Source organism: Micromonospora profundi (assembly GCF_011927785.1).
Lineage (GTDB): Bacteria > Actinomycetota > Actinomycetes > Mycobacteriales > Micromonosporaceae > Micromonospora > Micromonospora profundi.
The window spans coordinates 2,323,663-2,349,131 of sequence record NZ_JAATJK010000001.1 but is presented as its reverse complement, the minus strand read 5'-3'; the positions used below and the strand labels follow the sequence as shown (position 1 = coordinate 2,349,131).

Below are 25,469 nucleotides of genomic sequence, written 5' to 3'. Positions count from 1 at the left end.
ACGAGGACGCGCCGCCGCGGATGGGGTTCTTCACCGACACCAGCGTGTGCATCGGCTGCAAGGCGTGCGAGGTTGCCTGCAAGGAGTGGAACGGGGTGCCCGGCTCCGGCCTGGACCTGCTGGGAATGTCGTACGACAACACCGGAGCGTTGACCGCGAACTCGTGGCGACACGTCGCTTTCATCGAACAGCCCCGCCCGTCGGGGCATGGGAGTGCGCCGTTCACGGGTACCCCGACCGGCGGGACGGCCAGCGCGGCGTCGGCGACCGTCGCGGCCGGCACTACCGGCCCGACCGGCACTCAGCCGGGCCTGCCGCCCGGTTCACCGCCGGCCGCTGCCCGCATGTCCGTCGGCGACCAGGACGGTGCCGGCGTGTCCGTCGGCGACCACGGCGGTGCCACCGGCGGGCCGGTCGACGTGCTGGGCGCTCCCTTTGCTGCCGGTCCGGCTGGCGGCTCGGCTGCCGGCGCCTCGAATGCCGCAGGCAGGGGCACCGCCGACGCCCCGCCCGCCACCGGCCGGGCTGCCGGTCCGGAGTTTCTGGGGATGCCGGGTGCGCAGCCGCCGGGTCGGGGAACGGGCGCGGAGGGGCGTACGGATTTCCGCTGGTTGATGATGTCGGATGTGTGTAAGCACTGCACGCATGCGGCTTGTCTGGATGTCTGTCCTACGGGTTCGTTGTTTCGGACCGAGTTCGGGACGGTGGTGGTGCAGGAGGACATCTGTAATGGGTGTGGGTACTGCATTTCGGCGTGTCCGTATGGGGTGATCGATCAGCGTAGGGGTGATGGTCGGGCGTGGAAGTGCACGCTGTGTTATGACCGGTTGGGTGCGGGGATGACGCCGGCGTGTGCGCAGGCGTGTCCGACGGAGTCGATCCAGTACGGGCCGTTGGATGAGTTGCGGGAGCGGGCTGCTGTGCGGGTGGCGACGTTGCATGGGCGGGGGGTGTCCGAGGCGCGGTTGTATGGGCATGACCCGAACGATGGTGTGGGTGGTGATGGGGCGTTCTTTTTGTTGTTGGATGAGCCGGAGGTGTATGGGTTGCCGCCGGATCCGGTGGTGACGACGCGGGATCTGCCGGCGATGTGGAAACGCGCAGGCCTCGCCGCACTGGCCATGGCGGCGGCTACCGTCGTCGCGTTCGCCGGGAGATCCTCGTGAGTCCACACCGCCCGCAGGTCGGCGACCTGTTCCGCCGCTTCCGCGACCGCCAGGCCGCCGACAGCGCCCGCGACCGCCAGGCCGCCGACAGCGCCCGCGACCGCCAGGCCGCCGACAGCGCCCGCCGCGGCCCCCAGGCCGACGAGCGCCCAGGCCAAGCCGCCGACCCCAACCGCCAAGCCGTCGACCAACTCCCCGCCCGCAGCCCCAAACGGCGGGGTGGCCGGCGCGGCGGTGGCGAGGACATCCGGGTGCCGGAAGCCGAATTCACCTCGTACTACGGCAGGCCGATCCTCAAGCCGCCGGTGTGGAAGTGGGACATCGCCGCGTACCTGTTCACCGGCGGGCTGGCCGCCGGCTCGTCACTGCTCGCCGCCGGGGGACAGGTCACCGGGCGGCCGGCGCTGCGCCGAGCGGGCCGGGTCACGGCCCTGGCCGCCGTGAGCGCCAGCGCCGTGTTCCTGATCCGGGACCTGGGCCGGCCGGAGCGGTTCCACCACATGCTGCGGGTGGCAAAGCCGACCTCGCCCATGTCGGTGGGCACCTGGATTCTCACGGCGTTCGGGCCGGCCGCCGGTGTCGCCGCGATCGCCGAGGGCGCCGGCCTGCTGCCCCGGCGTGGGCTGCTCGGGCTCGTCGGCCGGGCACTGCCACCCGCCGGGCACGCCGCTGGGCTGGTCGCCGCCGCCACGGCTCCGGCGCTTGCCACGTACACAGGGGTGTTGCTCGCCGACACGGCGGTGCCGTCGTGGCATGAGGCGTACCCCGAGTTGCCTGTCGTCTTCGCGGGCAGCGCGTTGGCCAGCGGCGCCGGCGTGGGTCTGCTCGCCGCGCCGCCCGCCGAGGCCGGGCCGGCCCGGCGGATGGCGGTGGCCGGCGCGGCCCTGGAACTGTACGGCGCGCACCGGGTGGAGACCCGGCTCGGGTTGCTCAGCGAGCCCTACCGGCAGGGCCGGCCCGGTCGGTTGCTGCGCGCCGGTCGGCTGTTGACCGCCGCCGGGGTCACCGGGGCGGTGCTGGGCCGGCGCAGCCGGGCGGTCGGTGCGCTGTCCGGTGCCGCGTTGCTGGCGGCGTCGGTGGTCACCCGGTTCGGCATCTTCTACGGCGGTGTGGTGTCGGCGCGCGACCCGCGTTACACGGTGGTGCCGCAACGCGAGAGGGTGAACGCGCGGCGGACCAGGACGGATCTGCCGGCTGACTGAGCGGCCACGTCGGCGTTGTGATCGAATGTCCGACGGAGGCGTTCAGGCGGCTGGTGCCCCTCCCGGTCTTCAAAACCGGTGTGGTCCGGGACCCGGGCCAGGCGGGTTCGATTCCCGTCCGTCTCCGCCAAGCGGCAGGAGATGAGGCGATGCGCGACGGCGATCCGCGACGTCGGGTGCCCCGCACCGACACGTTGCTGGCCGACCCGCAGTTGGTCGCGGCAGCCGCGTCCCTGGGCCGGGACCGGGTCAAGGCGCTCGTCGTCCGGGCGCAGGAGCGGGCCCGCCGAGGTGAGATCAACCCCGACGAGGTACGGGACGCCGCCGTCGCCGCGTTGCCGGCCCCGGCGCCCCGTGCGGTGCTGAACGCCACGGGCGTCGTGCTGCACACCAATCTGGGCCGGGCGGCGTTGTCGTCCGCCGCTGTGGCAGCAGTCGTGGCAGCCGCCGGTCACACCGACGTCGAGCTGGACCTGACCACCGGGCGACGTGCCCGCCGGGGCCGGGACGCCCTCGACGCGCTCGCCGCCGCCGTGCCCGACGCGGACGCCGTGCACGTGGTCAACAACGGCGCGGCCGCGCTGGTGTTGGCCGCCACCGCGTTGGCCGCCGGTCGGGAGATCGTGGTCAGCCGGGGCGAGCTTGTCGAGATCGGGGACGGGTTCCGCCTGCCCGACCTGCTGGAGAGCACCGGCGCCCGGCTGCGGGAGGTGGGAACCACCAACCGCACCACACTCGCGGACTACGCCGCGGTGATCGGCCCGCAGACCGGCTTCGTGCTCAAGGTGCATCCGTCGAACTTCAAGGTCACCGGCTTCACCTCGGCCACGTCGGTACGACAACTGGCAACGCTCGAGGTGCCTGTGGTCGCCGACATCGGCTCCGGCCTGCTCGCCGCGGACCCGCTGCTGCCCGACGAACCGAACGCGGCGGACACCCTGCGCGCCGGGGCCGCGCTCGTCACCGCCAGCGGCGACAAGCTGCTCGGCGGCCCGCAGGCGGGGCTGCTGCTCGGCGACGCCGAGCTGATCGACAGGCTGCGCCGCCACCCCCTGGCCCGTGCGCTGCGCGTCGACAAGCTCACCCTGGCCGCGCTCGGCGCCACAGTGCACCAACCCGACACGCCGACCCGGATGGCGCTGCACGCCGACCCGGGCGCCCTGCGCGAGCGGGTGGAGCGGTTACGCGACAGGCTCGGCGCCGACGGCCGCAAGGCCGAGGTGGTACCGGCCGTCGCCGTGGTCGGCGGGGGCGGCGCACCCGGTGTCGAGCTGGGCTCGTGGGCGCTGAGCCTGCCCGAACGGTACGCGGCGCCGCTGCGTACCGGAGAGCAGCCGATCCTCGGCCGTGTGGTGCGGGGTCGGCTTCTGCTCGACCTGCGCTGCGTACCCGCCGACGCCGACGAGGCCGTCCGGATGGCCGTGCTGCGGGTACCCGGGGACGACTGAGCATGTTCGTCGTCGCCACCGCCGGGCACGTCGACCACGGCAAGTCGACGTTGGTCCGGGCGTTGACGGGTATGGAGCCGGACCGGTGGGCTGAGGAACGCCGCCGGGGCATGACAATCGACCTGGGTTTCGCCTGGACGACGCTGCCGTCCGGCGCCACGATCGCGTTCGTTGACGTGCCCGGTCACGAGCGGTTCGTGCCGAACATGCTCGCCGGTGTCGGCCCGGTGCCCGCCGCGCTGATCGTGGTGGCCGCCGACGAGGGTTGGATGCCGCAGTCCACCGAGCACCTGGCCGCGCTCGACGCGCTCGGCGTCGCGTACGGCCTGCTTGCGGTGACCCGCGCGGACCTGGCCGACCCGGGACCGGCGACGGCCCAGGCCCTCGCCGAGATCGCCGGGACAAGCCTCGGCGCGGTGGAGGCGGTGGCGGTCAGTGGTCTGACCGGCGCCGGCCTGCCGGACCTGCGTGCCGCCCTGGACCGGCTGGCCGTCGGCCTGCCCGCCCCGGCCGTGGACGACCCGGTCCGGCTCTGGGTGGACCGCAGTTTCACAGTGCGCGGCAGCGGCACCGTGGTCACCGGCACGCTGGGCGCCGGTCAGCTGCGGGTGGGCGACGAGTTGGAGGTGGCCGGCACTCAGGAGACGGTCCGGGTCCGCGGTCTGCACTCGCTGGGCGAGGCCCGGCCGGACGTGGCGGCGGTCGCCCGGGTGGCGGTCAACCTCCGGGGTACGTCGCGCGACCGGATCGGCCGGGGCGACGCGCTGCTCACCCCGGGCCGGTTCCACCGCACCGACCTCGTCGACGTGCGGCTCACCGGTGACCCGGCCGCCGACCTGCCGGCAGCCCTCACCCTGCACGTCGGGTCGGCGGCGGTGCCGGTGCGGGTCCGACCGCTCGGCGCGGACACCGTGCGGCTCCGGTTGGCGCGGCCGCTGCCGCTGCTGGTGGGCGACCGGGCGCTGCTGCGCGATCCGGGCCGGCACCACGTGGCCGGCGGCGTACGGGTGCTGGACGTCGCGCCCCCGCCGCTGGCCCGCAGGGGTGCTGCCGCTGCTCGCGCGCAGGTCCTCGCCGACCTGGACGGTCGACCCGACCTGGCTGGGGAACTGCGCCGCCGTCGACTGGTCCGCGCCGGCACGCTCATCCGCATGGGCGTGCCGGCGCACGGCGAGCCGGTGGCCGGTGACTGGCTGGCCGACCCCGCGCACTGGCGGCGGCTCGGCGACCAGGTGACCGAGGAGGTCACCCGCTACGCGCGGGAACACCCGCTGGAGCCGGGCATGCCTGTGGAGGTGCTGCGGCAGCGCCTGGCACTGCCCGACCGGGTGCTGGTCGAGGCCCTGATCCGACCGCCTCTGCGTGTCCACGCGGGTCGGGTCGGTGCGGCGGGCGTGGCCGATCTGCCCGAGCCGGTGGCCCGGGCCGTGCAGCGGGTCCGCGACGAGTACGGCGACAGGCCGTTCCGCGCCCCCGAGGCGGACCACCTCGTCGACCTGGGCCTGGGTCCCCGGGAGATCGGCGCCGCCGTGCGCGCCGGGGCTCTCCTGCGGCTGGCCGACAACGTGGTGCTGCTGCCCGACGCGCTCGACGACGCGGTCCGGGTGTTGGCCGGGCTGCCCCAGCCGTTCACCCTGTCGGCGGCCCGGCAGGCGCTTGGCACCACCCGCCGGGTGGCGGTGCCGCTGCTGGAGTTGCTGGATCGCCGGGGCGCGACCCGCCGACTGCCCGACGACGCCCGGATCGTCGTCACCTGAGTGCGTCGCGGAATCCCGGGCCTGCCGCACGTCCTGGCCCGGGTCGAGCGCCTGATCAGTCCAGGTCGGACATGTCGAGCACGAAGCGGTAGCGGACGTCGTTTCGCCGGAGGCGGTCGAGTGCCGTGTCCACCTGCGCCGACGGGAGGACCTCGACGTCGGCGGCGATGCCGTTGTCGGCGCAGAACTGGAGCATCCGGGCGGTCGCGGGACGGCCTCCGCTGCCCGCGGAACTGAGCTTCTTGCGTCCGATGAGCAGGTCAGTGGCCTCGACGGTGACCTGGCCCAGGTAGCCGAGGAGGCTGAGGGTGCCGTCCATCGCCACAAGCTTCAGGTACGGGGCGAGGTCGTGAGGTGCGGAGATGGTGTCGATGACGACGTCGAAGGTGTCGCGTGCCGCGGCCATCTGCTGCGTGTCGGTGGAGTCGATGAGGTCGCGGGCGCCGAGCCGGCGGGCGTCGTCGCGCTTGTCCTTGGTGCGGCTGATGGCTGTCGTGGTGGCGCCGAGCGCCACTGCCATCTTGACAGCGAGGTGGCCCAGGCCGCCGAGCCCGGCCACGGCGATGCGACTGCCGGGGCCCACTCCGAGGGAGTGCAGGGGTTCCCAGACGGTGACGCCCGCGCACAGGAGTGGTGCGGCGGCGGCCGGGTCGAGGCCGGAGGGGAGGGGGTAGGCGAACGCGTCGCGGACGACGTACTCGCGGGAGAAGCCGCCCAGTGTGGTCGACCCGTCCTGCCGGTCGGTGCCGCCGTAGGTCAGGGTCGGGAAGGAGTGGCAGAAGTTCTCCTGGCCGGCCCTGCACATGCCGCACGTGCCGCAGGAGTCGACGATGTTGCCAACCGCGACGTGGTCGCCGATCGAGAAGGCGGTCACCTCGGGGCCGGTCGCGGTCACCACGCCGGTGAACTCGTGACCGGGCACCAGGAGTGTTTGCCTGTCGTGGTCGCGCAGGGCGTGCAGGTCGCTGTGGCACACGCCGCAGTAGTCGACCCGCACCGCGATGTCGTCCGGTCGCAGGTCGCGGCGCTGGATGTCGGTACGCCGCAGTGTGGCCGGGCCGGCGGCCCGCCATCCGGTGGTGGTTCGCATGTACGTCAACCTTCCAACAGACTGTTCGGTCTGTTTCAACGTAGACGTGAATTCGCCCTGCGGCAAACCAACCGGTCTGTTTGCTAAAGTGGGAGCATGTCGGCACAGCCCCAGACCTCGCGAGGCGCCGCGACGTACCAGCGCATCCTGGACGCCGCCACCGAGGAGTTCGCCCAACACGGCATCGCCGGGGCACGCATCGACCGCATCGTGTCGGCCGCACGTACCAACAAGGCGCAGCTCTACGCCTACTTCGGTGACAAGGAACGCCTCTTCGACGCGATCTTCCTCAGCTCGCTGGAGCGCATCACCAACGTCGTGCCCATCGACGCCGACGATCTCGCCGACTGGGCCGTTCGCCTCTACGACGAATACCTGCGCCGTCCCGACCTCATCCGGCTGGCGACCTGGACCCGGCTGGAGCGCCGGCCCGCCGGGCACCTCGTCGAGACCCACGAGCACTACGACGATCGCAAACTGGCAGCCATCGCCGAGGCCCAAGCCGCGGGCCGGATCCGCGCGGGCGACCCGTTCGACATCCTGGCCATGGTGATCGCCATGTCCATGGCCTGGTCGCCGGTCAGCAACGTCTACGCGGCAAGTGACCAGGAGCCCGACGACGTGCACGACAAGCGCCGCGCCCTGCTGCATGACTGCGTCCGGAGAGCCACCGCTCCGGCCGAGCAGGATCGACCGCGCCGCTGACCGCTGCCGCTCGCCTGCGCTCCGGTGCTCCAACCGACCCCGCAGTCGGCGACGGTCACCTACGGTGACGGCATGGACCCTTCGGCGGTCTGGCGGGACCGGCAGCACAAATGGCGGATCGAGGCGTACCGCGCGCCGGACCTGCGGTTCGCCATCTACGCCACGAACGGCCCCACCGAGTCGGTTCCGCTGTGGCTGTTCGGCATGTCGGCGCTGGCCCGGTGGCTGATGACGCACTCCATCTCGCTGGACGACCTGGAGGTCGACTGAGCGCCCCGAAACCGGACCAGGGCCGGGTGCGCTGCGGTTGAGTGACCTGAGGTGGCGAACGGGGGTACGCGATGGGCAGCCAGCTCGGGCAGTTGGTGCTGGTGGCCGTGCTGATCCTTGTCAACGCGGCGCTCTCCGGCAGCGAGATGGCGTTGGTGACGCTGCGAGAGGGGCAGCTGCGGCGGTTGGGGCGGCGAACCCGTACCGGCGAGCGGCTGGTGCGGCTGTCGCGCGATCCGAACCGCTACCTGGCCACCATCCAGTTGGGCATCACCCTGGCCGGGTTCCTGGCCTCGGCGGCGGCTGCGGTGTCGCTTGCCCAACCGCTCGTGGCGCCGCTGGGTTTCCTCGGCGCGGCGGCCCGCCCCGCCGCGATCGTGGTGGTGACCGTGGCGTTGACCTTCGTGACGCTGGTGTTCGGTGAGCTGGCGCCGAAACGGTTGGCAATGCAGCGGGCGGAGCGGTGGGCGCTGCTCAGCGCCCGGCCACTGGACCTGCTCGCCCGGGTGTCCCGACCGGCAGTCTGGCTGCTCAGCTGGGCCACCGACGTGGTGGTCCGGCTGGCCGGCGGCGACCCCCGGGCCAGCCGTGAGGAGATGACCGAGGACGAGCTGCGGGAGATGCTCGTCAGCCGGCGTGGGCTCTCGGCGCAGCAGCGGGAGATCCTGACCGGTGCCTTCGACATCGCCGGCCGGACGCTCCGCGAGATCCTGGTGCCCCGGCGGGAGGTGACCACCCTGCCGGCCGACCTTCCCGTAGGCGAGGGTGTCCGTCGGCTGGCCGCCGCCGGACGGTCCCGCGCGCCAGTGACCGGTCCCGGCGGGCTTGACGACGTGATCGGCGTGGTGCACATCCGCGACCTGGTGCAGTCGGGCGTGGGCACTGTGCAGGAGCGGGGGAGGCCGCCACTGCTGTTGCCGGTCACCCTCCCGGTCGCCGACGCGCTGCGCCAGTTGCGCCAGGAGCACCAGCAACTGGCGCTCGTCGTCGACGAGCACGGCGGCATCGACGGCATGATCACCCTGGAGGACCTGCTGGCCGAGGTGGTCGGCGAGTTGTACGACGAGACCGACAGGGACGTACAGGACGTGACACCCGAGCCGGACGGGTCGCTGCTGGTGCCCGGTGACTTCCCACTGCACGACCTGCCCGACCTGGGGGTGCGTCTGAGCTTTCCGCTGTCGCGGGAGTACACGACGGTGGCCGGTCTGGTGCTGGCGCGGCTGGGTCATCTGCCGCGTGCGCCGGGCGAGACGGTGCGGCTGCCCGGGTTGACCATCGAGGTGGTGGAGGTCGCCGACCGGGCGGTACGGCGGGTGCGGCTACGCGGCTTCGTCGTCGACAGGCACGCCGGAGGCCACCCGGACGGTGGATGATCCGTCCAAAACATCCCGAAGTGGCGTCGTGCTGCCTACGGTGCGGTATGTGAAGGACCAAGGTTTTCGCAAGGTGGTCACAGTGCTCGCCGGCCTCGCGGTGATCTACTTCGGCAGCGCGGGCCGCAGCCCCGAGGAGGGCCGAGGCATCTCCGGCGGGGTGATCGTCCTGGCGCTGCTCGCCGCGCTGCTGGTGTGGCACCTGACCCGACCGGGTGACAAGACGGTCAAGTGAGCGCCTCAGCCGGCGGCGACGCGGGTGATTTCGCCTGCGGATTCCTCCCCGAGCGCCACCCGGACCAGTGCCGAGGCGAGGCGGCCGAACTCCGGCCCGTCGACAAGCCCGGCCAGCCGGTCCGGTGAGCCGGGCAGACCGAGCCGCTTCGCGCCGGCCAGCGCGCGCCGGTCGGCGTACGGGCGCAGGTCGGACCAGACCGTCTGTGCCTCGCGCAGGTAGATGTCCGCGCCGGTGGGCCCGATGCCGGGAAACTCGGTGAGCCGTCGGCGCAGCCCGGCCGGGTCGCCCTGAGCCTCCCGGTGCAGCCGCCGCAGGTCGCCGTGCCAGCGGTCCAGGCACAGTCGCGCGCCGGTGCCGAGCATCGTGGCGGTCCGCTCGTCGTAGCGGCGGTAGTGACCCCTGCCGAGCGCGTCGACCCGCTGCTGCCAGGTGGCCGCCTCCATCGCCTGCGGCGTGCGGTAGCCGGCCGCGAACAACTCCCGTGCGGCGTCGACAGCCACGCACGCCCGGATCCGGGTGCTCAGGAGGGTGGCCAGCACCAGCAACTGGTACAGCGGCCCTGGTCGGTCGGCGAGCCGGATCCCGGCCTCCTCCGCGTACGTGTCGCCCCGCCGGTCCAGCAGGACCCGCACCACCGCTCGATCGTCGCCCACACCGGGTGGGTACCCGCCCCGCGACCGGCTAGCCCTCACGTCGGCAGCGAGCCGGTGCGCGGGGCCGGAATGCCGTCGGGCGGGGCGGGTATGCCGGCGGTGGAGGCGGTCGATGCCGCCTGCCGTACCTGGAGGGAGACACTCGTGGTCAACCCGCAGCAGGAGGAGTTCCGGCGTAACGCCAAGGGAGCTACCAGTCAGGACAGCAAGGGGCCCACGCCGACCGGGCACCCGCGCAACAGGGGTTCGTCGCGCGGAGACGCCGGTCGGCCGGTGCCCAAGGGCCAGGTGTCGCCGTACGGCCCGGCGGGTGAGCCGGTCGCCGAGGACGACAGCGACACCCGGGCCTAACTGTCGCGACGTGACGGCCGCCGCAGCCTGTTCCAGGTTGCGGCGGCCGTCAGCCCGTACGCCAGGTGCGGAACGATGTCCGAGACCCAGTCGGAGCGTCCCCACGTCCGCGGGTTGCTGATACCCAGGGCGGTGATGGACCCGTCGGTCATGGCCATGACGCCAGCGCCGAGCACACCGGTGGCCAGTGGCAGTGACTGCCGCCGACCGCCGGCGTAGAGCGCGAACGCCATGCCGGCCGCGATGCCCAGCCCGTAGCCGATCAACGGCCCCAGCCCGGAGCGGCGGGTCGCCGCCCGGGGCTCCGGTCCGAGGTCCACGTGCGCGATGTCGGCCAGCCGGCCGACGGTCTGCTCCGCGGTGGTGCTCGCCGGCCGTGCCCGCAGGGCGATGTCCAGGTAGCCGACCACGTTCAGCGCTGTGCTGCCGACGGCGCCCGCGATGGCGCCGTCGGCCAGGTCGACCCTCCTCACTTCGGATCGCCCGGTTCGCGCTCACCCTTGGGGCCGTAGGTGCGCTCGCCGCGCACGACGCCCCGCTGGCCGCGATCCTCCTGGAGGATCTTGTTGGCGACCTGGTTCGCCTTACCGTCGGGCACCCGCCGTCCGGAGTCGTCGATGGCGTTGCGCAGCCGCGCCCGCTGCTTGTCGTACGCGTTGCTTCCCGGCCGTGGTCCTGGCATCTGCTGCCTCCTTCGTCGCCGTTGGCGTACCGCGGCCGTCTACCCGTCCTGCGGCGGGTCAACCCCGGTGGTCAGCGGGGCGCGCGGACGATGGCGACGGGACAGTGGGCGTGGTGCAGCACGGCCTGGCTCACCGACCCCAGCAGCAACCCGGTCACCTCGCCTCTGCCGTGGCCGCCGACGACGACGAGTTGGGCGGAACGGGACGCCTCGGTGAGCACGGTGCGGGCCCGGCCGCGGGTGGCCACCCCGGTCAGTCGCAGCCCGGGGTGGCTCTCGACCAGCCCGGCCAGCCATCCGGCGAGCACCTGTTCCTGCTCGGCGCGCAGCCCGTCGGCGTCGTACACCAGGGGTTGCATGTCGCCGGGGCCGCGGCTGCCCGGATGGCGGTAGGCGTGCACGGCGTGCAGCGGCACGTCGCGCGTCAGGGCGGTCTCGGCCGCGAATTCGGCGGCGAGTCGGGACGCCGCCGAGCCGTCCATCCCCACCACCACCGGCTCGTCCGGGCGTTGCTCGCCGCGGGTCACGAGGACCGGGCAGTCGGCGTACGCGGCGACCTGCACCGCCACCGAGCCGATGATCAGCGCGGTGAAGCCGCCCATTCCCCGGTCGCCGAGCACGATGAGCGCCGCGCTGGGGGACTCGCCGATCAGCACCGCTGCGGCCTCGCCGTCGATGATCTCGCCGGAGATCGACAGGCCGGGCACGGTGGCCTCGGCTTCGGCCACAGCGGCGGCGACAAGTTCCTCTGCCTGGTGGCGCAGACCGCCGCCGGGCGGCGCGTCCGGAGCGGGGGAGTCCGGCACGTGCAGCAGCGGCCAGATGAAGCCGTGGACGACCCGCAGCGGCCGGTGCCGGCGGGCTGCCTCGGCGGCGGCCAGGCGTACCGCTCGTAGGGACTGCCCCGAGCCGTCCACGCCGACCACGACCGCCGCGCTGTCCGCCGAGTTCACTGTCCACCTCCTGCCCGGCCAGTATCGCGGGCGTGGCGGCTCGGCGGAGCGATACCGCCGAGCGGGTCCGGGTCGGTACGCTGATTGCCGACCGCCGGAGGGAGCGTCGTCGATGGGTGAACCGGCCGAGCCGAGCACCGCCCGCATGATCGACTTTTGGTTGGGCGGGGAGCATCATTTCCCGGTCGACGTGGCCGCCGCGCACGCCTTCGAGCAGGCGTACGGGCCGTGTGCGCCGGTCTTTCGCGAGCTGCGGGCCTTCCTGGGCCGGGCGGTGCGGGCGATGAGCGAGCAGGGCGTGGACGGTTTCCTGGTCTTCGGCGCGGGGGTGCCCACGATGGGCAACGTGCACGAGGTCGCCACCGACGCCACAGTGCTCTACACCGACGTGGATCCGGTCACCATCCGGTTGGGGCAGAGCATCCTCGCCGACAGCGACCGGGCCGGCTACGGCCGCGGTGACGCCACCGACATCGGCACCATCGATCCGTCGCAGCTGCACCGTTTCGTCCCGGGCTGGGGGCGGCGGCCGGTGGGGGTGGTGTTCCTCGGGCTCGCGGCGTTCCTCGACGACGACACGCTGACCCGGACGCTCGACGAGCTGTACGCGGCGGCCGCGCCGGGCAGCCTGCTGGCGGTGGATTTCGACACCGAGGAGTTGGCGGGCTATCCGCAGGCGCTGGCGATGATGGGGCCGGCGTTCCGGATGCGTCCTCCGGCGGCGTTCGCGCCGCTGCTGGGCCGGTGGCGGCCGACGTCCGACGGGATCGTTCCGGTCAACAGGTGGCGACCGGACGGCCCGCCGGTGGAGGTGCCGGACGCGTTCCACGGGGTGCTGGCCACGCGCGACGCCGACTGACCCGCGCCGACCGGCTGTCCGGCGGCGTCCGTATGATGCTTGCCCTGTAGCAAGTTTCTGGAGGAGCGAGCATGGTGGACGCGCCGGACGTGGTGTCGCGCGCGCTGCGGGAGGCCCCACCGGACCAGTTGGCGGAAGCCGCGGACCGGGCGATCCGTTCGGCGCTGGGCGCGGTACGCACCGACGTGTTCGTCGCCGACTACCGGATCAGCGGGCTGTGGCCGGTGCTGGACCCGGATCTGCCGGCGGCAGGCTTCCTGGCCTGCCACAGCGTGGCACAGCGCTGTTTCAGCAGTCAGCAGCCGGTGCGCGACGGCGCCGAGGGCGGCGGGTGTCGGCTCTACCTGCCGCTGACGGTGTGGGGGGAGCGGCTCGGTGTGCTGCTCATCGAGTTGCCGTCGGTGCCCGGCCCGGCCCTCACGGGTCGCGCCACCGACATCGCCGGCGACCTGGCGGTGGCGTTGCGGGCCGCCGATCGCGAGACCGACCGTTACCGCCGGGTTCGTCGGCGTGAACGGCTGAGCATGGCCGCGGAGATGCAGTGGGACCTGCTGCCGGGTCGCAGCGTGGCGCACCGCGCGTTTGACCTGGCGGGTCAGCTGGAGCCGGCGTACACGGTCGGTGGTGACCACTTCGACTGGTCGTTGGACGGTGACCGGCTCACGCTGACGGTGCTCAACGGTGAGGGCAACGGTCTGGCGGCGTCGCTGCTGACCTCGGTGACAGTCAACGCGATGCGCAACGCGCGGCGTTCTGACGGTGGTCTCGTGGAGCAGGCGGAGCTGGCCTCGGACACGGTCTTCTACCAGCACCGGGGGCATCGGCACGTGGCGACGTTGCTGCTGGAGCTGGACATCCCGACGGGGCTGATGCGGGCGGTCGACGCCGGGTCGCCGCACATGTTGCGGATGCGCGGCAAGACGGTCGAGCCGATCAGCCTGGAGCAGCAGTTGCCGCTGGGAATGTTCGCCGAGACCCGTTACGAGGTGCAGGAGTTCCAGCTCACGCCGGGGGAGCGGGTCTTCGTGGTCAGTGACGGCGTGTGGGCCGCGGAGCCGGCCGGCCGGGAGCCGTACGGTCAGAGGGCGATGGCGCGTTCTCTGCGTGCCACGCGGTTGCAGCCAGCGGCCGAAGCGGTTGGTACGGTGATGCGCGAACTGCACGCCTATCACGCGGATTCCGACTTGCGCGACGACGCGGTCGTGGTCTGCCTGGATTGGCACGGTCCGCGCGAGCGGAACGGCGGATGAGGATCAGCGCCGCGCCGGGCGGGCACCAGCGCGACGACGGCAGGGGACATCAGGTGGATCGACCTGTGGATCTCGCCTCGGCGATCGACGCGGCCGCCGAGACGCTGATCGCCGTACTTGAGTCGGCGTCGTTGCGGCATCCCGTGCCGCCGACCCAGCTGCGGGTGCTGGCGCTGATCAGCAGCCGGCCGGAGACCAACGTCAACGGGTTGGCCGAGTTGTTGGACGTGGTGCCGTCGTCGGCCAGCCGGCTCTGTGACCGGTTGGAGGCGACGGGTCTGCTGCGCCGGGTGGCCGACCCGCGGGATCGGCGGGAGGTGCGGCTGGTGCCGACGGCGGCGGCGCAGACCCTGCTGTCTGAGCTGGCGCAGCGGCGCCAGCACGCGGTGCAGGTGGTGTTGGATCGGATGCCGCCCCGGATGCAGCAGGACCTGTTGCAGGCGTTGCATGCCTTCGCCCGGGCGGCCAGCCAGACGGTGCCGGAGCAGCAGCCCGATGCGGCGGCCGTGCAGACGGCCTGAGCGTTCAACCTTGAACTAGCATCCTAGGACGCTCTACGCGTGGTGATCCACGCCACAACAGGTGAACGCCGCACCGATGAGCGAGCAGCGGCACCCGGCGCTCGGGCACGAGCCCGATATAGTGGCAGCGCACTCACCCGGCCCGTGATCATCGAGATCGCGGGCCGCATCAGGGAACGGGTCCCGCCCCGGGGCCGCAGGGGAGCCGGCGTTGCCGGCCCGACAGCGCGTACGACCTCCGCCGCGCCGATGACGGCCGGTGCCGGAGCGTGCCGTGGAGGAGGTTCGGTGTCGAGTCGGCCGGCTCGGGCAGAGCATCCGCGGGACATCGACGACCAGGCCCCGAGCAACCAGGTGCTCACCCTGCCCAACCTGATCAGCTTCGGGCGGCTGCTGGGCGTACCGATCTTCCTGTACCTGTTCCTTGTGGAGCGCGCGGACGTGGCGGCCGTGATCGTGCTGGCCATCGGCGGCACGACCGACTGGGTGGACGGCTGGATCGCCCGCCGGATGCGCCAGGTGAGCCGACTGGGGGAGTTGCTCGACCCGCTGGCAGACCGGCTCTACATCCTCGCCACCCTTGTCGCCTTCACCGTGCGGGAGGTGGTGCCGTGGCAGTTCACCGCGGCGCTGCTGGCGCGGGAGTTGCTGCTGCTCGGCTCGCTGGCGGTGCTGCGCCGCTACGGGTACGGCCCGCCCCCGGTGCACTACGTCGGTAAGACCGCCACGTTCCTGTTGCTGGCGGCGTTCCCGGTGCTGTTGTTGGCGACCGCGGCGAGCGGGGTGGCCACGGCTGCCGCCGCCATCGGCTGGGGCCTGGCCTGGTGGGGTCTGGTGCTCTACTGGGTGGCCGGCGCGATGTACGTGGTGCAGGCGGCACGGCTGGTGCGCGCGGCACGCGGGCCGGGAGCGGCGGCGTGAGCGCGACCCCGCCTCAGCGGCCGGAGCGGCCGCGTCAGGATCGGGTGTACGCGCCGGACTTCCTCACCGAACTGTTCCGCAATCCGCTGGACCCGGGGTACGCCGACGCGGCGACGGCACGCCGGCGCAAGGGTGTGCCGACGCCGGAGCGGGGTTGGCGGGCCTGGTCCGGGCGCTCGGTGAGCCTGGCCGTGGTGGTGGTGCTGGGCTTCCTGTTCGCGGTCGCCTACCGGCAGACGATGGCCGACGAGCCGGGGCGCGCGCAGGCCCGTTCCGGGCTGGTGGCGCAGATCAAGGACCGGGAGAGTCAGACCGACAGGTTGTCGCAGCGTGCGGACCAGCTGCGCGAGGAGGTCAGCCGGCAGCGGGACGCGGCGTTGAGCGGGTCGACGGCGGCGCGACTGCGGGACCTGGAGGCGAGCACCGGGCTGGGCCGGGTGCGCGGCGACGGCGTGGTGGTGCGGTTGGCGGACGCGCCAGGCAACGCGGACGCGGTGACCGGTGCGGGGGCGGGGCCGCCGCGGGTGCTCTACAGCGATCTTCAAGGTGTGGCGAACGCGTTGTGGAGTGCCGGTGCGGAGGCGATCGCCATCAACGGACAGCGGCTGACCTCGACGTCGACGATCCGTTCGGCGGGTGAGGCGATCCTTGTGGATTTCCGGCCGGTGACTGGACCGTACGAGGTGTCGGCGATCGGACCGGGGTCGATGCGTCGCCAGTTCGAGGCGAGCCGTAATGCGGCGTTGATGCGGGAGGTCGCGCAGCAGACGGGCCTGTCGTTCGGTGTGCGGGGCGCTGAGGACCTCACCCTGCCGGCGGCGCCGGAGCCGCAGCTACGCTACGCCAAGCCGTCGGTCAGTCCGAGCCCTTCTGTGTCGGGTGGCCGGTCCGGCAGTCCCGGGTCGTCGGGTCCCTCGGCGACCGCTAGCCCTTCCGGAGGTGGCCGATGATCGCGGTGCTGGCGTTGCTCGCCGGTGTGGTGCTCGGGGTGTGGCTTGATCCCACGGTGCCGGCGGCGTTGCAGCCGTACCTGCCGATCGCGGTGGTTGCCGCGTTGGATGCGGTGTTCGGTGGGGTGCGGGCGAAGTTGGACCGCATCTTCGACGACAAGCAGTTCGTGGTGTCGTTCATCTCGAATGTGCTGGTGGCGGGCCTGATCGTGTACCTGGGTGACCAGTTGGGGGTGGGCGGGCAGTTGTCCACCGGTGTGGTCGTCGTGCTGGGTGTGCGGATCTTCGGGAATGTGGCGGCGATCCGCCGGCACCTGTTCCGGGCGTAGGTTTGATGCGATGAGCGACGAGCAGACGGAGACGGGGACGGGTTGGCCGCAGCCGGCGGGTCCGGCGCGGCCGGGTGGCCCGGCGGGTGAGCCGGACCCTCGGCCGGATGCGCCGGATCCGGACGAGCTGAGTCCGTTGGCGCCGCAGGGCCCGGTGGAGGCGGAGCCTCCGGCCGGGGAGCCTGGTGTGGCGCCTGTCGATGACGGTGCGACGGTGGACCTGAGCGCGGTGTCGCGGTCGGAGGAGCCGGTCGAGCGGTCCGACGGGTTGGCGGAGCCGGCTGTGCAGCGGTCGGGGGAGCCGGTGGTTGCTGGCCGGTCGCGGTTGAGTACGGCAGGGGTGATGATCGCGGCGTTGTTGGCGTTGCTGGGTTTCACCCTCGTGGTGCAGTTGAAGACGACGTCGACGGATCCGACGTTGGGGGCGACGCGGCAGGAGGACCTGGTGCGGATCCTGTCGGATCTGGATGCGCGGGAGAACCGGCTTCAGCAGGACATCCGGGCGTTGGAGGACAGCCAGCGGCAGTTGGCCTCGGGTGAGCAGGGCCGCCAGGCGGCGTTGGACGAGGCGACACGTCGGGCGGACGAGCTTGGTGTTCTGGCGGGGACGTTGCCGGCGGTGGGGCCGGGTCTGACGGTGCAGTTCATCAGTGGGGCCAAGCCGATCTCGGCGACGCGGGTCTTGGACGCGGTGCAGGAGCTGCGGGGCGCTGGCGCGGAGGCGATGCAGATCTCCGGTGGTGACCGGACGGCGGTCCGGGTCATCGCGTCGACGTACTTCCTGGACGGGGAGAACGGGTCGTTGGTGGTGGAGGGGCGGCGGTTGGCGCCGCCGTTCACGATCACGGTGATCGGTGATCCGGCGACGATGCGTACGGCGTTGAACATTCCTGGCGGGGTGGTCGCGTCGGTCCGGGGTGACGGCGGTAACGTGACGTTTGGGGAGCGTGAGGTTGCCGAGGTTTCGGCGCTGCACGCGCCGATCAGGTTGGAACACGCCCGTCCGGTCTCCTGACCGGCGCGGCCGCGCCGGGCCGGTGGTCCGGGGCACCGATGGATGAGGACGCGTCTGGTGATTCCCGAGGATCTGCGATACACCGCCGAGCATGAGTGGGTGGCGGGTGAGGGCACGGGTTCGGCCCGGGTCGGCATCACGCACTTCGCGCAGGACGCGCTTGGCGACATCGTGTACGTGCAGTTGCCTGAGGTCGGTGCGGTGGTCGCGGCCGGTGATTCGTTGGGTGAGATCGAGTCGACGAAGAGTGTGTCGGAGATCTACGCGCCGGTGGCGGGTACGGTGGCGGCGCGCAACGAGGCGCTTGGCGACACGCCCGAGTTGATCAACTCGGATCCGTATGGTGCGGGTTGGTTGGTGGAGATCACGCCGAATGACCCGACGGCGTTGGACGGGTTGCTGACTGCGGGCGCGTACCAGAAGATCACCGAAGGCTGAGTGTGCTTGATCCGGCGGGCGGGTTGTCTGCGCGCGTCCGGTTGCCCTGCATTTCGGCGCTGGCTAGGCTCGCCCAGTCGACCGAGAAGAAACCATTAGTTGAGCGTTGCGGAATTGCCTTCCCGGGCACGGGGAGCCAGCCGCCGGGTGTTCGAGTGCCCGGCGGCCAGACCCGCCATTACCCGACGCCGACCGAACAGATCCGTGAGGTGGTCCCATGACGCGGCCAGACGACGAGTTCCCCCCGCTCGACGTCACTTCGACGCTCAATCTCGGCTCGCTCGACGAAGTGCTGGAGGGCCCGGACACCGACGTGGTGCCGAGCCGGATGTCCGGTTCGTTGCCGCCCGGTATGGCGCTGCTGGTGGTTCGTCGGGGTCCGAATGCGGGTGCCCGGTTCTTGTTGGACCACGATGTGACGACCAGTGGCCGGCACCCGGACAGTGACATCTTCCTGGACGATGTGACGGTGTCGCGGCGGCATGCTGAGTTCCACCGGGACGGTGGCACCTTCACCGTGCGGGATGTGGGCAGCCTCAACGGCACGTATGTGAATCGTGAGCGGGTCGAGGCGGCCACGTTGAGCAATGGTGACGAGGTTCAGATCGGTAAGTTCCGGGTGGTGTTCATCGCCGGTCCGCGCCCGGAGGAGGAGGCCGGCCGGGGGTGAACGAGCCTGCGGCCTCCACGCCACCCGGGGCGGCCCGGTCCCAGCCGTTGATGAGCATCGGTGAGGTGCTGGGGCAGTTGCGGGTGGATTTCCCGGACACCACGATTTCGAAGCTGCGGTTCCTCGAGGCCGAAGGCCTGGTTGAGCCGCAGCGGACGGCGGCTGGTTACCGGAAGTACAGCTGGGACGATGTGGCGCGGTTGCGGTTCGTGCTGTCCGCGCAGCGGGACCGGTATCTGCCGTTGCGGGTGATCCGTGAGCAGTTGGCGGAGTGGGATTCGTCCGGTGAGCAGCCGGGGCGGTCGCGGCCTTCGTTGGTGGCGGTGGGTCCTGATGGTGCGGTGCCGGGTCGGGAGTCGGCGGAGCCGGCCGAGTCGTCGCAGGTGCGGCTCGGCCGGGCTGATCTGGTGGCCCGTAGTGGGATCGACGACTCGACGTTGGTGGAGTTGGAGCGCCTCGGTGTGCTCGTGTCGGATCCGCCCGGCTGGTACGACGGGGATGCGTTGATCATCGCGTCGGCGGTGGCGGGGTTGGCGGCGTACGGGTTGGAGCCGCGGCATCTGCGGGGTTACCGGAGTGCTGCCGATCGTGAGGTCGGTTTGTTCGCTCAGTTGGTGGCGCCGTTGGCGCGGCAGAGTGATCCGGCGGCGCGGGCGCGGGCTGCGGAGACGGCGCGGGAGTTGGTGGCGTTGTCGGAGCAGTTGCATGCGGCGTTGGTGCGGGTGGGTCTGCGGTCGACGTTGGGTCGGTGATGTGCCGGCTGGGCGGTGGCGGAGCGGAAAGATCTCTTTCGGGAAGAGTGCCGTAGGCTTGCCGGGGTAACCCCTTTCTGGCGCGGGCGTGGTGCTGTAGCGCATGGGACGGCCGTGTTGCGGTCCGTGTACCGTGCAGGGAAGGGCGCGGTGCGTAGGTTGACGACGACACGGAGGCGGCGGTGCGCGAGCTGAGCGTGGTCGGAGTTCGGGTGGAGCTGCCCAGCAACCAGCCGATCGTCCTGCTCAGGGAGGTCGAGGGCGACCGCTATCTGCCGATCTGGATCGGCGCGGTCGAGGCCACGGCCATCGCTTATGAGCAGCAGGGTGTGAAGCCTGCCCGCCCGTTGACGCATGATCTTCTGCGGGACGTGTTGGCGGCGTTGCAGGCGCCGTTGCAGGCGGTGGAGATCACTGAGCTCAAGGAGAACGTGTTCTACGCGGATCTGTTGATCGGCGATGGGGTGCGGGTGTCGGCGCGGCCGAGCGATTCGATCGCGTTGGCGTTGCGGGTTGGTGCGCCGATTCGTTGTGCTGAGCAGGTCCTCAGCGAGGCGGGGATCGTTATCCCTGACGAGCAGGAGGACGAGGTGGAGAAGTTCCGCGAGTTCCTGGAGCAGGTGCGTCCGGAGGATTTCGCGGGCTGACGGGGCTCGGTTCCCGGGTGGGTGTCACTGTTGGTGATGCCCCGGGGCGGGTTGGTGATCTTTCTCGGGTGGCTGTGCGGCGTGTCGCGCCTGTTTCTCCGTGGTAACTCCTGAGCGTGGCGATAGGGTTGCCGTGTCGAGGGGTGCGCGTCCCGGAAACGACGCGTCGCCGCACTGACGGGGAGGTTGTCCGGATGCACGAGCCGCAGGATTCCGATCCGGGTGCACAGTTGAGTGAGCCGGGTGTCTCGGCGACTGAGAGTGATGGCTCGGTGGGCTACCGAGGTGTGACGGCTTGTCACGCGGTGGGCATCAGTTATCGGCAGTTGGATTACTGGGCGCGGACGACGCTTGTGGTGCCGAGCGTGCGGGACGCCTCGGGTTCGGGGACGCAGCGGTTGTATTCGTTCCGGGACCTTGTGGTGTTGAAGGTCGTGAAGCGGTTGTTGGATGCGGGGGTGTCCCTGCAGAACATCCGTAAGGCGATCGAGGCGTTGCGGTCGCGTGGTGTGGAGGATCTGGCGGGGATCACGCTGATCTCTGATGGGACGACCGTGTACGAGTGCCGGTCTCCGGAAGAGGTGGTCGACCTGTTGCAGGGTGGCCAGGGTGTGTTCGGGATCGCGATCGGTGGGGCTTTCAAGGAGATCCAGGGGTCGTTGTCGCATCTGCCTGCGGAGCCGGCGAGTGGCCCTGCGGAGCCGGCGGTGGCGTCCGAGGTGGAGTCGGTGGCCGACGAGTTGGCGGCCCGGCGGGCGCGGCGGCGCGCGGGCTGAGTCCCGTCCCCGCTGTTGCGGGTTCCTTTCGCAGTCCTGTGATCGACTCGCCTTTCTGGAAATCGCGGTGTCGGGGCGCCTCGGGCGCCCCGATTTCCGGGAAGCCGAGCCGAGGCGGTGGTGTTGCCCCGGGTCGGGTCCACTGTGGGGTGCGGTCATGGGCCCTGACCTGGCCGTGGTGACGCTGCGTGTGTGGCGTTGTCGGGAATCGGATAGGGGGGCCCTGACCGGGCGTCAGCGGCACGCTATCGTCCGACACGGTCCATCGGTGTGGCGCCGTGGCGTGAGGGTGGTGCGCCGGTGGCCGTTGCCCCTGCGCGCTGACCCGGCGCGACCCCTCCATTCCTGGAAGGAATGACCGTGACGGTTACGCAAGAAACCGCTCCCTCCTCGCACTACGACCGCATTGGCGGTGCGAACGCTGTGAAGGCGGCCGTCGAGCTGTTCTACGACAAGGTGCTCGCCGACCCTGAGCTGGCGACCTACTTCACCTCTGTGGACATGGCGGGTCAGCGGCGGCATCTCGCGCTGATGCTGGCGGTGGTGCTGGGTGGCCCGGACGAGTACGCGGGCCGTGGGTTGGCCGAGGCGCACCAGCCCTTGGGTATCACTGCGGAGCAGTACGCCAAGGTCGGTGGGCACCTGAGCGCGGCGTTGACCGAGCTGGGGGTTCCGGAGGACATCCTGACCGACGTGCAGGCTGTGCTGGCGCAGGTTCAGGACCAGGTGGTGGCCGCCGGGACGCGTCCGGGCGCCTGAGCGTGGACGCGGCCCGACTCAAGCAGAGCTGGTCGCTGGTCGCCGGGCACGGCGATCAGGTTCCGCTCTTTTTCTATTCGACGTTGTTTCTGGCTCACCCGGAGACCCGGCAGATGTTCCCCACGAACATGGCCGGTCAGCGGGACCGCCTCGTCACCGCGTTGGGGCACATCGTGTCGCATGTGGACCAGGTGGACCAGCTGGTGGGTTATCTGCAGGATCTGGGGGCGGACCACCGGAAGTTCGCGGTCCGCGCCGAGCACTATCCGGCGGTCGGTGAGGCGCTGCTGGCGACGTTGCAGCATTTCCTGGCGGAGCAGTGGACCGACGAGTTGGCCCAGGACTGGGCCGCGGCGTACGGGCTGGTCGCGCAGGTGATGACGGAGGCGGCGCAGGCGGCGGAGGCGGTGAATCCGCCGTGGTGGGTGGCGGAGATCGTGGCTCACGAGCGGCGGGCGTTCGACGTGGCGGTGTTGACGGTACGTCCGCAGTACCTGTTGCCGTTCACGCCGGGTCAGTCGATCGGTGTGTCGCATCCGTCGGTGCGGTCGTGGCGGTACTACTCGCCGGCGAACGCGCCCCGCGCGGACGGCACGTTGGAGCTGCATGTGCGGGCCGCGCCGGGTGGTGCGGTGTCGTCGCGGCTGGTGTACGGGTCGTCGGTGGGTGACCGGGTGCACCTGGCCGCGCCGGTGGGGGAGCGGTTGGCGTTGTGGTCGGCCGGCTCCAGCGATCTGTTGTTGCTGGCGGCGGGCACCGGCTGGGCGCCGGTGAAGGCGTTGGTGGAGCAGGTCGCCGCGGAGGGTTCCCGCCGTCGGGTGGACCTGTACGTGGGGGCTCGTTCGCGCAGCGAGTTCTATGACAGCGACGCGATCGACAAGTTGGCGTCGTCGTGTCCGTGGTTGACGGTGACGTATGTGGTGGGTGCGGATGTGAACCGGCCGGGGGAGTTCGTGCACGCGGTGGACCGGGCGTTGAGCGATGCTGACTGGCGTTCCCGGCACGTGTACGTGTGTGGGTCCGACGAGATGGTGTCGCATTCGGTGCAGGCGTTGGCGCGGGCGGGTTTCCACGCCGGTCAGGTGCACCACGAGGGTTTGGGCGCGCAGTGGTACGGCCCGGCGTGGCGTACGGCGGTGCGGCAGCAGTCGAGTGAGAGGGGTGAGCAGTGAGCGCGACCCCGATCAGCCGGTACGACGGTGTGCAGGTCTCCGGTGGTGTGCAGGTGCGGATGACGGCCGACCGGGTCCGGCGGTGGGAGTTCGGTGCGGCGCCGTTCGCGAGGCGCGGCTATGACAGCGCCGACGTGGATCGGTTCCGGGTGCAGGTCGCCGACGAGTTGGATTTGATGGCGACGCAGATCGCGAATCTGCGGGCGGAGAACGAGCGCCTCACCGACCGGGTGGAGTTGCACCGGCACGGGGTGATCCCGAGCGCGGGTGCGGTGGCGAAGACCCCTGCGGCGAAGGAGGTGAATCTGCTGTCGGCGGCGCAGCGGGAGGCGGAGCAGATCATCGCGCAGGCGCACGACTACGCGCGGCGGGTCGCCGAGTACGCCCGGGTGCAGTACGAGAGTTACATGCGGGCGGCCGCGGAGGAGGCGAAGCTGGAGGCGGAGCGGGCGGTGGCGGACTACCGCGCGTCGGCCGGGCCGAGCTTCGACGATTCGGTGGCGACCCGGGAGGCGTTGCGGATCTTCGGGGAGATGATGGTGTCGCACATGCAGGCGGCGGCGCGTCATCTCGACGAGGGCAGTGAGCAGTTGGCGCGGACGATGGATCGGATCGCCGCGCAGACACCGGGTGCGCCGTTCGTGGACGGTGCGCCGGGTCAGACGGCGTTGCCGCGGCACCACCAGCGCTGAGGTGTGTGACCGGTGGGGTCCGCTGATGACGGACCCCACCGGTCAGGTGCGGGCGGCGGTGACGGCGTCGGCGATGGGTGTCGGCCCGGCGACGAGTTCCAGTGTCGCGCCGACGGTGTGGGGTGCGTCCAGGAGCGCGGCGAGGACGAGGGCGACGTCGGCGCGGCTGATGGCGCCGCTACCGGCGTGGCGGGTGAGGGTGACGTGGCCGGTCGGGTCGTCGTCGGTGAGGCGGCCGGGGCGCAGCACCGTCCAGGCGAGGTCGCGGGCGCGCAGGTCGTCCTCGGCGGCGCGTTTGGCCAGCAGGTACGCGGCCCACACGTCGTCGGTGCCGGGGCTTGGTGGCTTGTCCACGCCCATGGAGGACACCAGCAGGTAGCGGTGGACGCCGGCGTGGGTGGCGGCGTCGGCGAGGAGCGCGGCGGCGCCCCGGTCGACGGTGTCCTTGCGGGCGGCGCCGCTGCCGGGGCCGGCTCCGGCAGCGAAGATCACCGCGTCGGCGCCGTCGAGGTGCGCGGCGAGGTCGGTGACGTCGGCGTGTTCGAGGTCGCAGACGACGGGGGTGGCGCCGGCGTCGCGCAGCGCGGGCGCCTGGTCGGGGTTGCGGATGAGGCCGACAGGGGTGTCGCCTCGGTCGGCGAGGTGACGCTCCAGCAGTCGGGCGATCTTGCCGTGGCCTCCGGCGATGACGATGCGCATCGTTTCAACGTACCGGCCGGGGCCGGTCGCGGCTCGTGCACGGCCGAGGGCGGGGTTGGTCGGCGGTGGGCGGGTTGAGGCAGCATGGTGGGGTGACCGACAGCCTCGATGCGTTGACCTCGCTGCTGGCAGGCGGGCGGGTGGTGGTGCTCAGCGGGGCGGGCCTGTCCACCGAGTCGGGTATCCCGGATTACCGGGGGCCCAGCGGGGTGGCCCGCCGGCACACGCCCATGACGTTCCAGGCGTTCACCGGCGATGCGCTGGCGCGGCGGCGGTACTGGGCGCGCAGCCATCTGGGGTGGCGGTTGATCGCGCGGGCCGCGCCGAACGACGGGCATCGGGCGGTGGCGCGGCTGCAACACGCCGGCCTGGTCGACGCGGTGATCACCCAGAACGTGGACGGGTTGCACGGCGCCGCCGGCAGCGCTCCGGTGGTGGAGTTGCACGGCCGCCTCGACGAGGTGACATGCCTGGACTGCGGCAACCTGACCTCCCGGGAGGAGGTGGACCGGCGGCTGCGCGAGGCGAATCCGGACTTCGTGGCGCAGGTCGACGCGGTCAACCCGGACGGTGATGTGGATCTCCCCGACGAGCAGGTGGCGGGGTTCCGGCCGGTGGACTGCGGGATCTGTCAGACAGGCATGCTGAAACCGGACGTGGTGTTCTTCGGCGAGACGGTGCCGCCGCAGCGGGTGGCGCGGTGTTTCGACCTGGTGGAGCGGGCGCGGGCGTTGGTGGTGTTGGGCTCGTCGTTGACGGTGATGTCGGGTCGCCGGTTCGTGATCCGCGCGGCGAACAACGGCATTCCGGTCGCGATCGTCAACCAGGGGCCGACCCGTGGTGACGGGTACGCCACGGTGTGCGTGGACGCGCCGTTGGGCGTGGTGCTGCCCGTCCTTGCCGAGCGGGTCGCCGCCGGGGCGTCGGTGTGATGGTCCGGGGGTAGGACATCGGTTGGAAACACCGGCGCTGGTAGCGTTGACCACGCCGGTAACACCCACGTGGGAGAGACCGCCCGACAGCACCCGGGGCGGCGCCGAAGGGGCAAATCCTCCCCGGAACCTCTCAGGCAAAAGGACCTCGTGGGCAGGCACTGTGGAGCGCCCTGTGGGGTGCGACAGAGGGGGA

Annotated in this window: 31 protein-coding genes, 1 tRNA gene and 1 riboswitch; of the genes, 26 read left to right on the top strand and 6 right to left on the bottom strand. The window is 71.7% G+C overall.

Going from position 1 to position 25,469, the window contains the following annotated elements; all coding sequences use genetic code 11:
* Positions 1–20: 20 nt before the first annotated feature.
* The 5 genes from F4558_RS10405 (at position 21) to selB (ending at position 5,573) form a co-directional block, all read left to right on the top strand.
* A complete protein-coding gene (locus tag F4558_RS10405; RefSeq protein ID WP_245241301.1) occupies positions 21–1,166 on the top strand; it encodes a 4Fe-4S dicluster domain-containing protein in 1,146 nt (381 codons plus the stop codon).
* A gap of 245 nt (positions 1,167–1,411) precedes the next feature.
* Complete coding sequence (gene nrfD, locus F4558_RS10400) at positions 1,412–2,368, top strand: NrfD/PsrC family molybdoenzyme membrane anchor subunit (RefSeq protein WP_082377755.1); 957 nt, start codon at positions 1,412–1,414, stop codon at positions 2,366–2,368.
* Positions 2,369–2,402: 34 nt separating this feature from the next.
* Positions 2,403–2,498 (top strand) — tRNA-Sec (locus F4558_RS10395).
* A 19-nt stretch (positions 2,499–2,517) separates the two neighbouring features.
* The gene (gene selA / locus F4558_RS10390; RefSeq protein ID WP_053661023.1) at positions 2,518–3,816 is read left to right on the top strand and encodes an L-seryl-tRNA(Sec) selenium transferase; all 1,299 of its coding nucleotides are present in this window, start codon (positions 2,518–2,520) and stop codon (positions 3,814–3,816) included.
* A gap of 2 nt (positions 3,817–3,818) precedes the next feature.
* Positions 3,819–5,573, top strand: a complete 1,755-nt coding sequence (gene selB / locus F4558_RS10385; RefSeq protein WP_167943885.1) for a selenocysteine-specific translation elongation factor — start codon at positions 3,819–3,821, stop codon at positions 5,571–5,573.
* A gap of 55 nt (positions 5,574–5,628) precedes the next feature.
* Here selB and F4558_RS10380 read toward each other — a convergent pair whose 3' ends face one another.
* Positions 5,629–6,663 carry an NAD(P)-dependent alcohol dehydrogenase gene (locus tag F4558_RS10380; RefSeq protein ID WP_053661027.1) on the bottom strand — a complete coding sequence of 345 codons (1,035 nt, stop codon included), beginning with the start codon at positions 6,661–6,663 and terminating at the stop codon, positions 5,629–5,631.
* 96 nt (positions 6,664–6,759) lie between these two features.
* Between F4558_RS10380 and F4558_RS10375 the strand changes: the two genes are divergently transcribed.
* The 4 genes from F4558_RS10375 (at position 6,760) to F4558_RS10360 (ending at position 9,249) form a co-directional block, all read left to right on the top strand.
* A complete protein-coding gene (locus F4558_RS10375; protein WP_053661029.1) occupies positions 6,760–7,368 on the top strand; it encodes a TetR/AcrR family transcriptional regulator in 609 nt (202 codons plus the stop codon).
* A gap of 72 nt (positions 7,369–7,440) precedes the next feature.
* The gene (locus F4558_RS10370) at positions 7,441–7,638 is read left to right on the top strand and encodes a hypothetical protein (RefSeq protein ID WP_030492010.1); all 198 of its coding nucleotides are present in this window, start codon (positions 7,441–7,443) and stop codon (positions 7,636–7,638) included.
* A 71-nt stretch (positions 7,639–7,709) separates the two neighbouring features.
* A complete protein-coding gene (locus F4558_RS10365) occupies positions 7,710–9,014 on the top strand; it encodes a hemolysin family protein (RefSeq protein WP_053661031.1) in 1,305 nt (434 codons plus the stop codon).
* A 49-nt stretch (positions 9,015–9,063) separates the two neighbouring features.
* The gene (locus tag F4558_RS10360) at positions 9,064–9,249 is read left to right on the top strand and encodes a hypothetical protein (protein WP_053661398.1); all 186 of its coding nucleotides are present in this window, start codon (positions 9,064–9,066) and stop codon (positions 9,247–9,249) included.
* 5 nt (positions 9,250–9,254) lie between these two features.
* Here the strand turns inward: F4558_RS10360 and F4558_RS10355 are convergent, their stop codons facing one another.
* A complete protein-coding gene (locus F4558_RS10355) occupies positions 9,255–9,905 on the bottom strand; it encodes an HhH-GDP family DNA glycosylase (protein WP_312877302.1) in 651 nt (216 codons plus the stop codon).
* A 144-nt stretch (positions 9,906–10,049) separates the two neighbouring features.
* Here F4558_RS10355 and F4558_RS10350 point away from each other — a divergent pair, with 144 nt between their 5' ends.
* Positions 10,050–10,256, top strand: coding sequence for a hypothetical protein (locus F4558_RS10350; protein ID WP_053661400.1), 207 nt, complete (start codon positions 10,050–10,052; stop codon positions 10,254–10,256).
* Here F4558_RS10350 and F4558_RS10345 read toward each other — a convergent pair.
* From F4558_RS10345 to F4558_RS10335, 3 genes are all read right to left on the bottom strand, one after another.
* Positions 10,253–10,729, bottom strand: coding sequence for a hypothetical protein (locus F4558_RS10345; RefSeq protein WP_053661035.1), 477 nt, complete (start codon positions 10,727–10,729; stop codon positions 10,253–10,255). The two genes, F4558_RS10350 and F4558_RS10345, sit on opposite strands and share 4 nt — an antisense overlap.
* Positions 10,726–10,938 (bottom strand): hypothetical protein, encoded by a 213-nt coding sequence (locus F4558_RS10340; protein ID WP_053661037.1) that lies wholly within the window; start codon positions 10,936–10,938, stop codon positions 10,726–10,728. The genes F4558_RS10345 and F4558_RS10340 overlap by 4 nt, the downstream gene beginning before the upstream one ends.
* A 71-nt stretch (positions 10,939–11,009) precedes the next feature.
* Positions 11,010–11,891, bottom strand: coding sequence for a universal stress protein (locus F4558_RS10335; RefSeq protein WP_053661039.1), 882 nt, complete (start codon positions 11,889–11,891; stop codon positions 11,010–11,012).
* A 112-nt stretch (positions 11,892–12,003) separates the two neighbouring features.
* Here F4558_RS10335 and F4558_RS10330 point away from each other — a divergent pair, with 112 nt between their 5' ends.
* The 15 genes from F4558_RS10330 to F4558_RS10260 all read left to right on the top strand — a co-directional run bounded on the left by F4558_RS10330 (position 12,004) and on the right by F4558_RS10260 (position 23,642).
* Entirely contained in the window at positions 12,004–12,750 is a 747-nt protein-coding gene (locus F4558_RS10330) for an SAM-dependent methyltransferase (RefSeq protein ID WP_053661041.1), read from the top strand.
* A gap of 71 nt (positions 12,751–12,821) precedes the next feature.
* Positions 12,822–14,000, top strand: coding sequence for a PP2C family protein-serine/threonine phosphatase (locus F4558_RS10325; protein WP_053661044.1), 1,179 nt, complete (start codon positions 12,822–12,824; stop codon positions 13,998–14,000).
* A 53-nt stretch (positions 14,001–14,053) separates the two neighbouring features.
* A complete protein-coding gene (locus F4558_RS10320; protein ID WP_167947354.1) occupies positions 14,054–14,521 on the top strand; it encodes a MarR family winged helix-turn-helix transcriptional regulator in 468 nt (155 codons plus the stop codon).
* A gap of 288 nt (positions 14,522–14,809) precedes the next feature.
* Entirely contained in the window at positions 14,810–15,442 is a 633-nt protein-coding gene (gene clsA / locus F4558_RS10315; RefSeq protein WP_053661047.1) for a cardiolipin synthase ClsA, read from the top strand.
* Entirely contained in the window at positions 15,439–16,392 is a 954-nt protein-coding gene (locus tag F4558_RS10310) for a DUF881 domain-containing protein (RefSeq protein ID WP_167943883.1), read from the top strand. The genes clsA and F4558_RS10310 overlap by 4 nt, the downstream gene beginning before the upstream one ends.
* On the top strand, positions 16,389–16,721 hold the full coding sequence (locus tag F4558_RS10305) for a small basic family protein (RefSeq protein WP_007460356.1): 333 nt from the start codon (positions 16,389–16,391) through the stop codon (positions 16,719–16,721). The genes F4558_RS10310 and F4558_RS10305 overlap by 4 nt, the downstream gene beginning before the upstream one ends.
* A gap of 10 nt (positions 16,722–16,731) precedes the next feature.
* A complete protein-coding gene (locus tag F4558_RS10300; RefSeq protein WP_053661051.1) occupies positions 16,732–17,736 on the top strand; it encodes a DUF881 domain-containing protein in 1,005 nt (334 codons plus the stop codon).
* A gap of 57 nt (positions 17,737–17,793) precedes the next feature.
* Positions 17,794–18,174 (top strand): glycine cleavage system protein GcvH, encoded by a 381-nt coding sequence (gcvH, locus tag F4558_RS10295; protein WP_053661053.1) that lies wholly within the window; start codon positions 17,794–17,796, stop codon positions 18,172–18,174.
* 217 nt (positions 18,175–18,391) lie between these two features.
* On the top strand, positions 18,392–18,844 hold the full coding sequence (gene odhI, locus F4558_RS10290; protein WP_007071101.1) for an oxoglutarate dehydrogenase inhibitor Odhl: 453 nt from the start codon (positions 18,392–18,394) through the stop codon (positions 18,842–18,844).
* A gap of 50 nt (positions 18,845–18,894) precedes the next feature.
* Positions 18,895–19,596: a transcriptional regulator FtsR gene (ftsR, locus tag F4558_RS10285; protein ID WP_197281691.1), complete on the top strand. Its 702-nt coding sequence runs from the start codon at positions 18,895–18,897 to the stop codon at positions 19,594–19,596.
* A 182-nt stretch (positions 19,597–19,778) separates the two neighbouring features.
* Entirely contained in the window at positions 19,779–20,243 is a 465-nt protein-coding gene (locus F4558_RS10280; RefSeq protein ID WP_007460347.1) for a bifunctional nuclease family protein, read from the top strand.
* 194 nt (positions 20,244–20,437) lie between these two features.
* The gene (locus tag F4558_RS10275) at positions 20,438–21,019 is read left to right on the top strand and encodes a MerR family transcriptional regulator (protein WP_053661057.1); all 582 of its coding nucleotides are present in this window, start codon (positions 20,438–20,440) and stop codon (positions 21,017–21,019) included.
* 360 nt (positions 21,020–21,379) lie between these two features.
* Positions 21,380–21,778, top strand: a complete 399-nt coding sequence (locus tag F4558_RS10270) for a group I truncated hemoglobin (protein ID WP_053661403.1) — start codon at positions 21,380–21,382, stop codon at positions 21,776–21,778.
* A 2-nt stretch (positions 21,779–21,780) separates the two neighbouring features.
* On the top strand, positions 21,781–22,950 hold the full coding sequence (locus F4558_RS10265) for a globin domain-containing protein (protein WP_053661059.1): 1,170 nt from the start codon (positions 21,781–21,783) through the stop codon (positions 22,948–22,950).
* The gene (locus F4558_RS10260) at positions 22,947–23,642 is read left to right on the top strand and encodes a DivIVA domain-containing protein (protein WP_053661061.1); all 696 of its coding nucleotides are present in this window, start codon (positions 22,947–22,949) and stop codon (positions 23,640–23,642) included. The genes F4558_RS10265 and F4558_RS10260 overlap by 4 nt, the downstream gene beginning before the upstream one ends.
* A gap of 42 nt (positions 23,643–23,684) precedes the next feature.
* On the opposite strand, the gene F4558_RS10255 is transcribed toward F4558_RS10260, so the two are convergent.
* Positions 23,685–24,341 carry an NAD(P)H-binding protein gene (locus tag F4558_RS10255; RefSeq protein ID WP_167943882.1) on the bottom strand — a complete coding sequence of 219 codons (657 nt, stop codon included), beginning with the start codon at positions 24,339–24,341 and terminating at the stop codon, positions 23,685–23,687.
* Positions 24,342–24,433: 92 nt separating this feature from the next.
* Between F4558_RS10255 and F4558_RS10250 the strand changes: the two genes are divergently transcribed.
* Positions 24,434–25,273: an NAD-dependent protein deacetylase gene (locus F4558_RS10250; RefSeq protein ID WP_167943881.1), complete on the top strand. Its 840-nt coding sequence runs from the start codon at positions 24,434–24,436 to the stop codon at positions 25,271–25,273.
* A 60-nt stretch (positions 25,274–25,333) separates the two neighbouring features.
* Positions 25,334–25,432, top strand: a riboswitch (glycine riboswitch).
* The last annotated feature ends 37 nt before the right edge of the window (positions 25,433–25,469 follow it).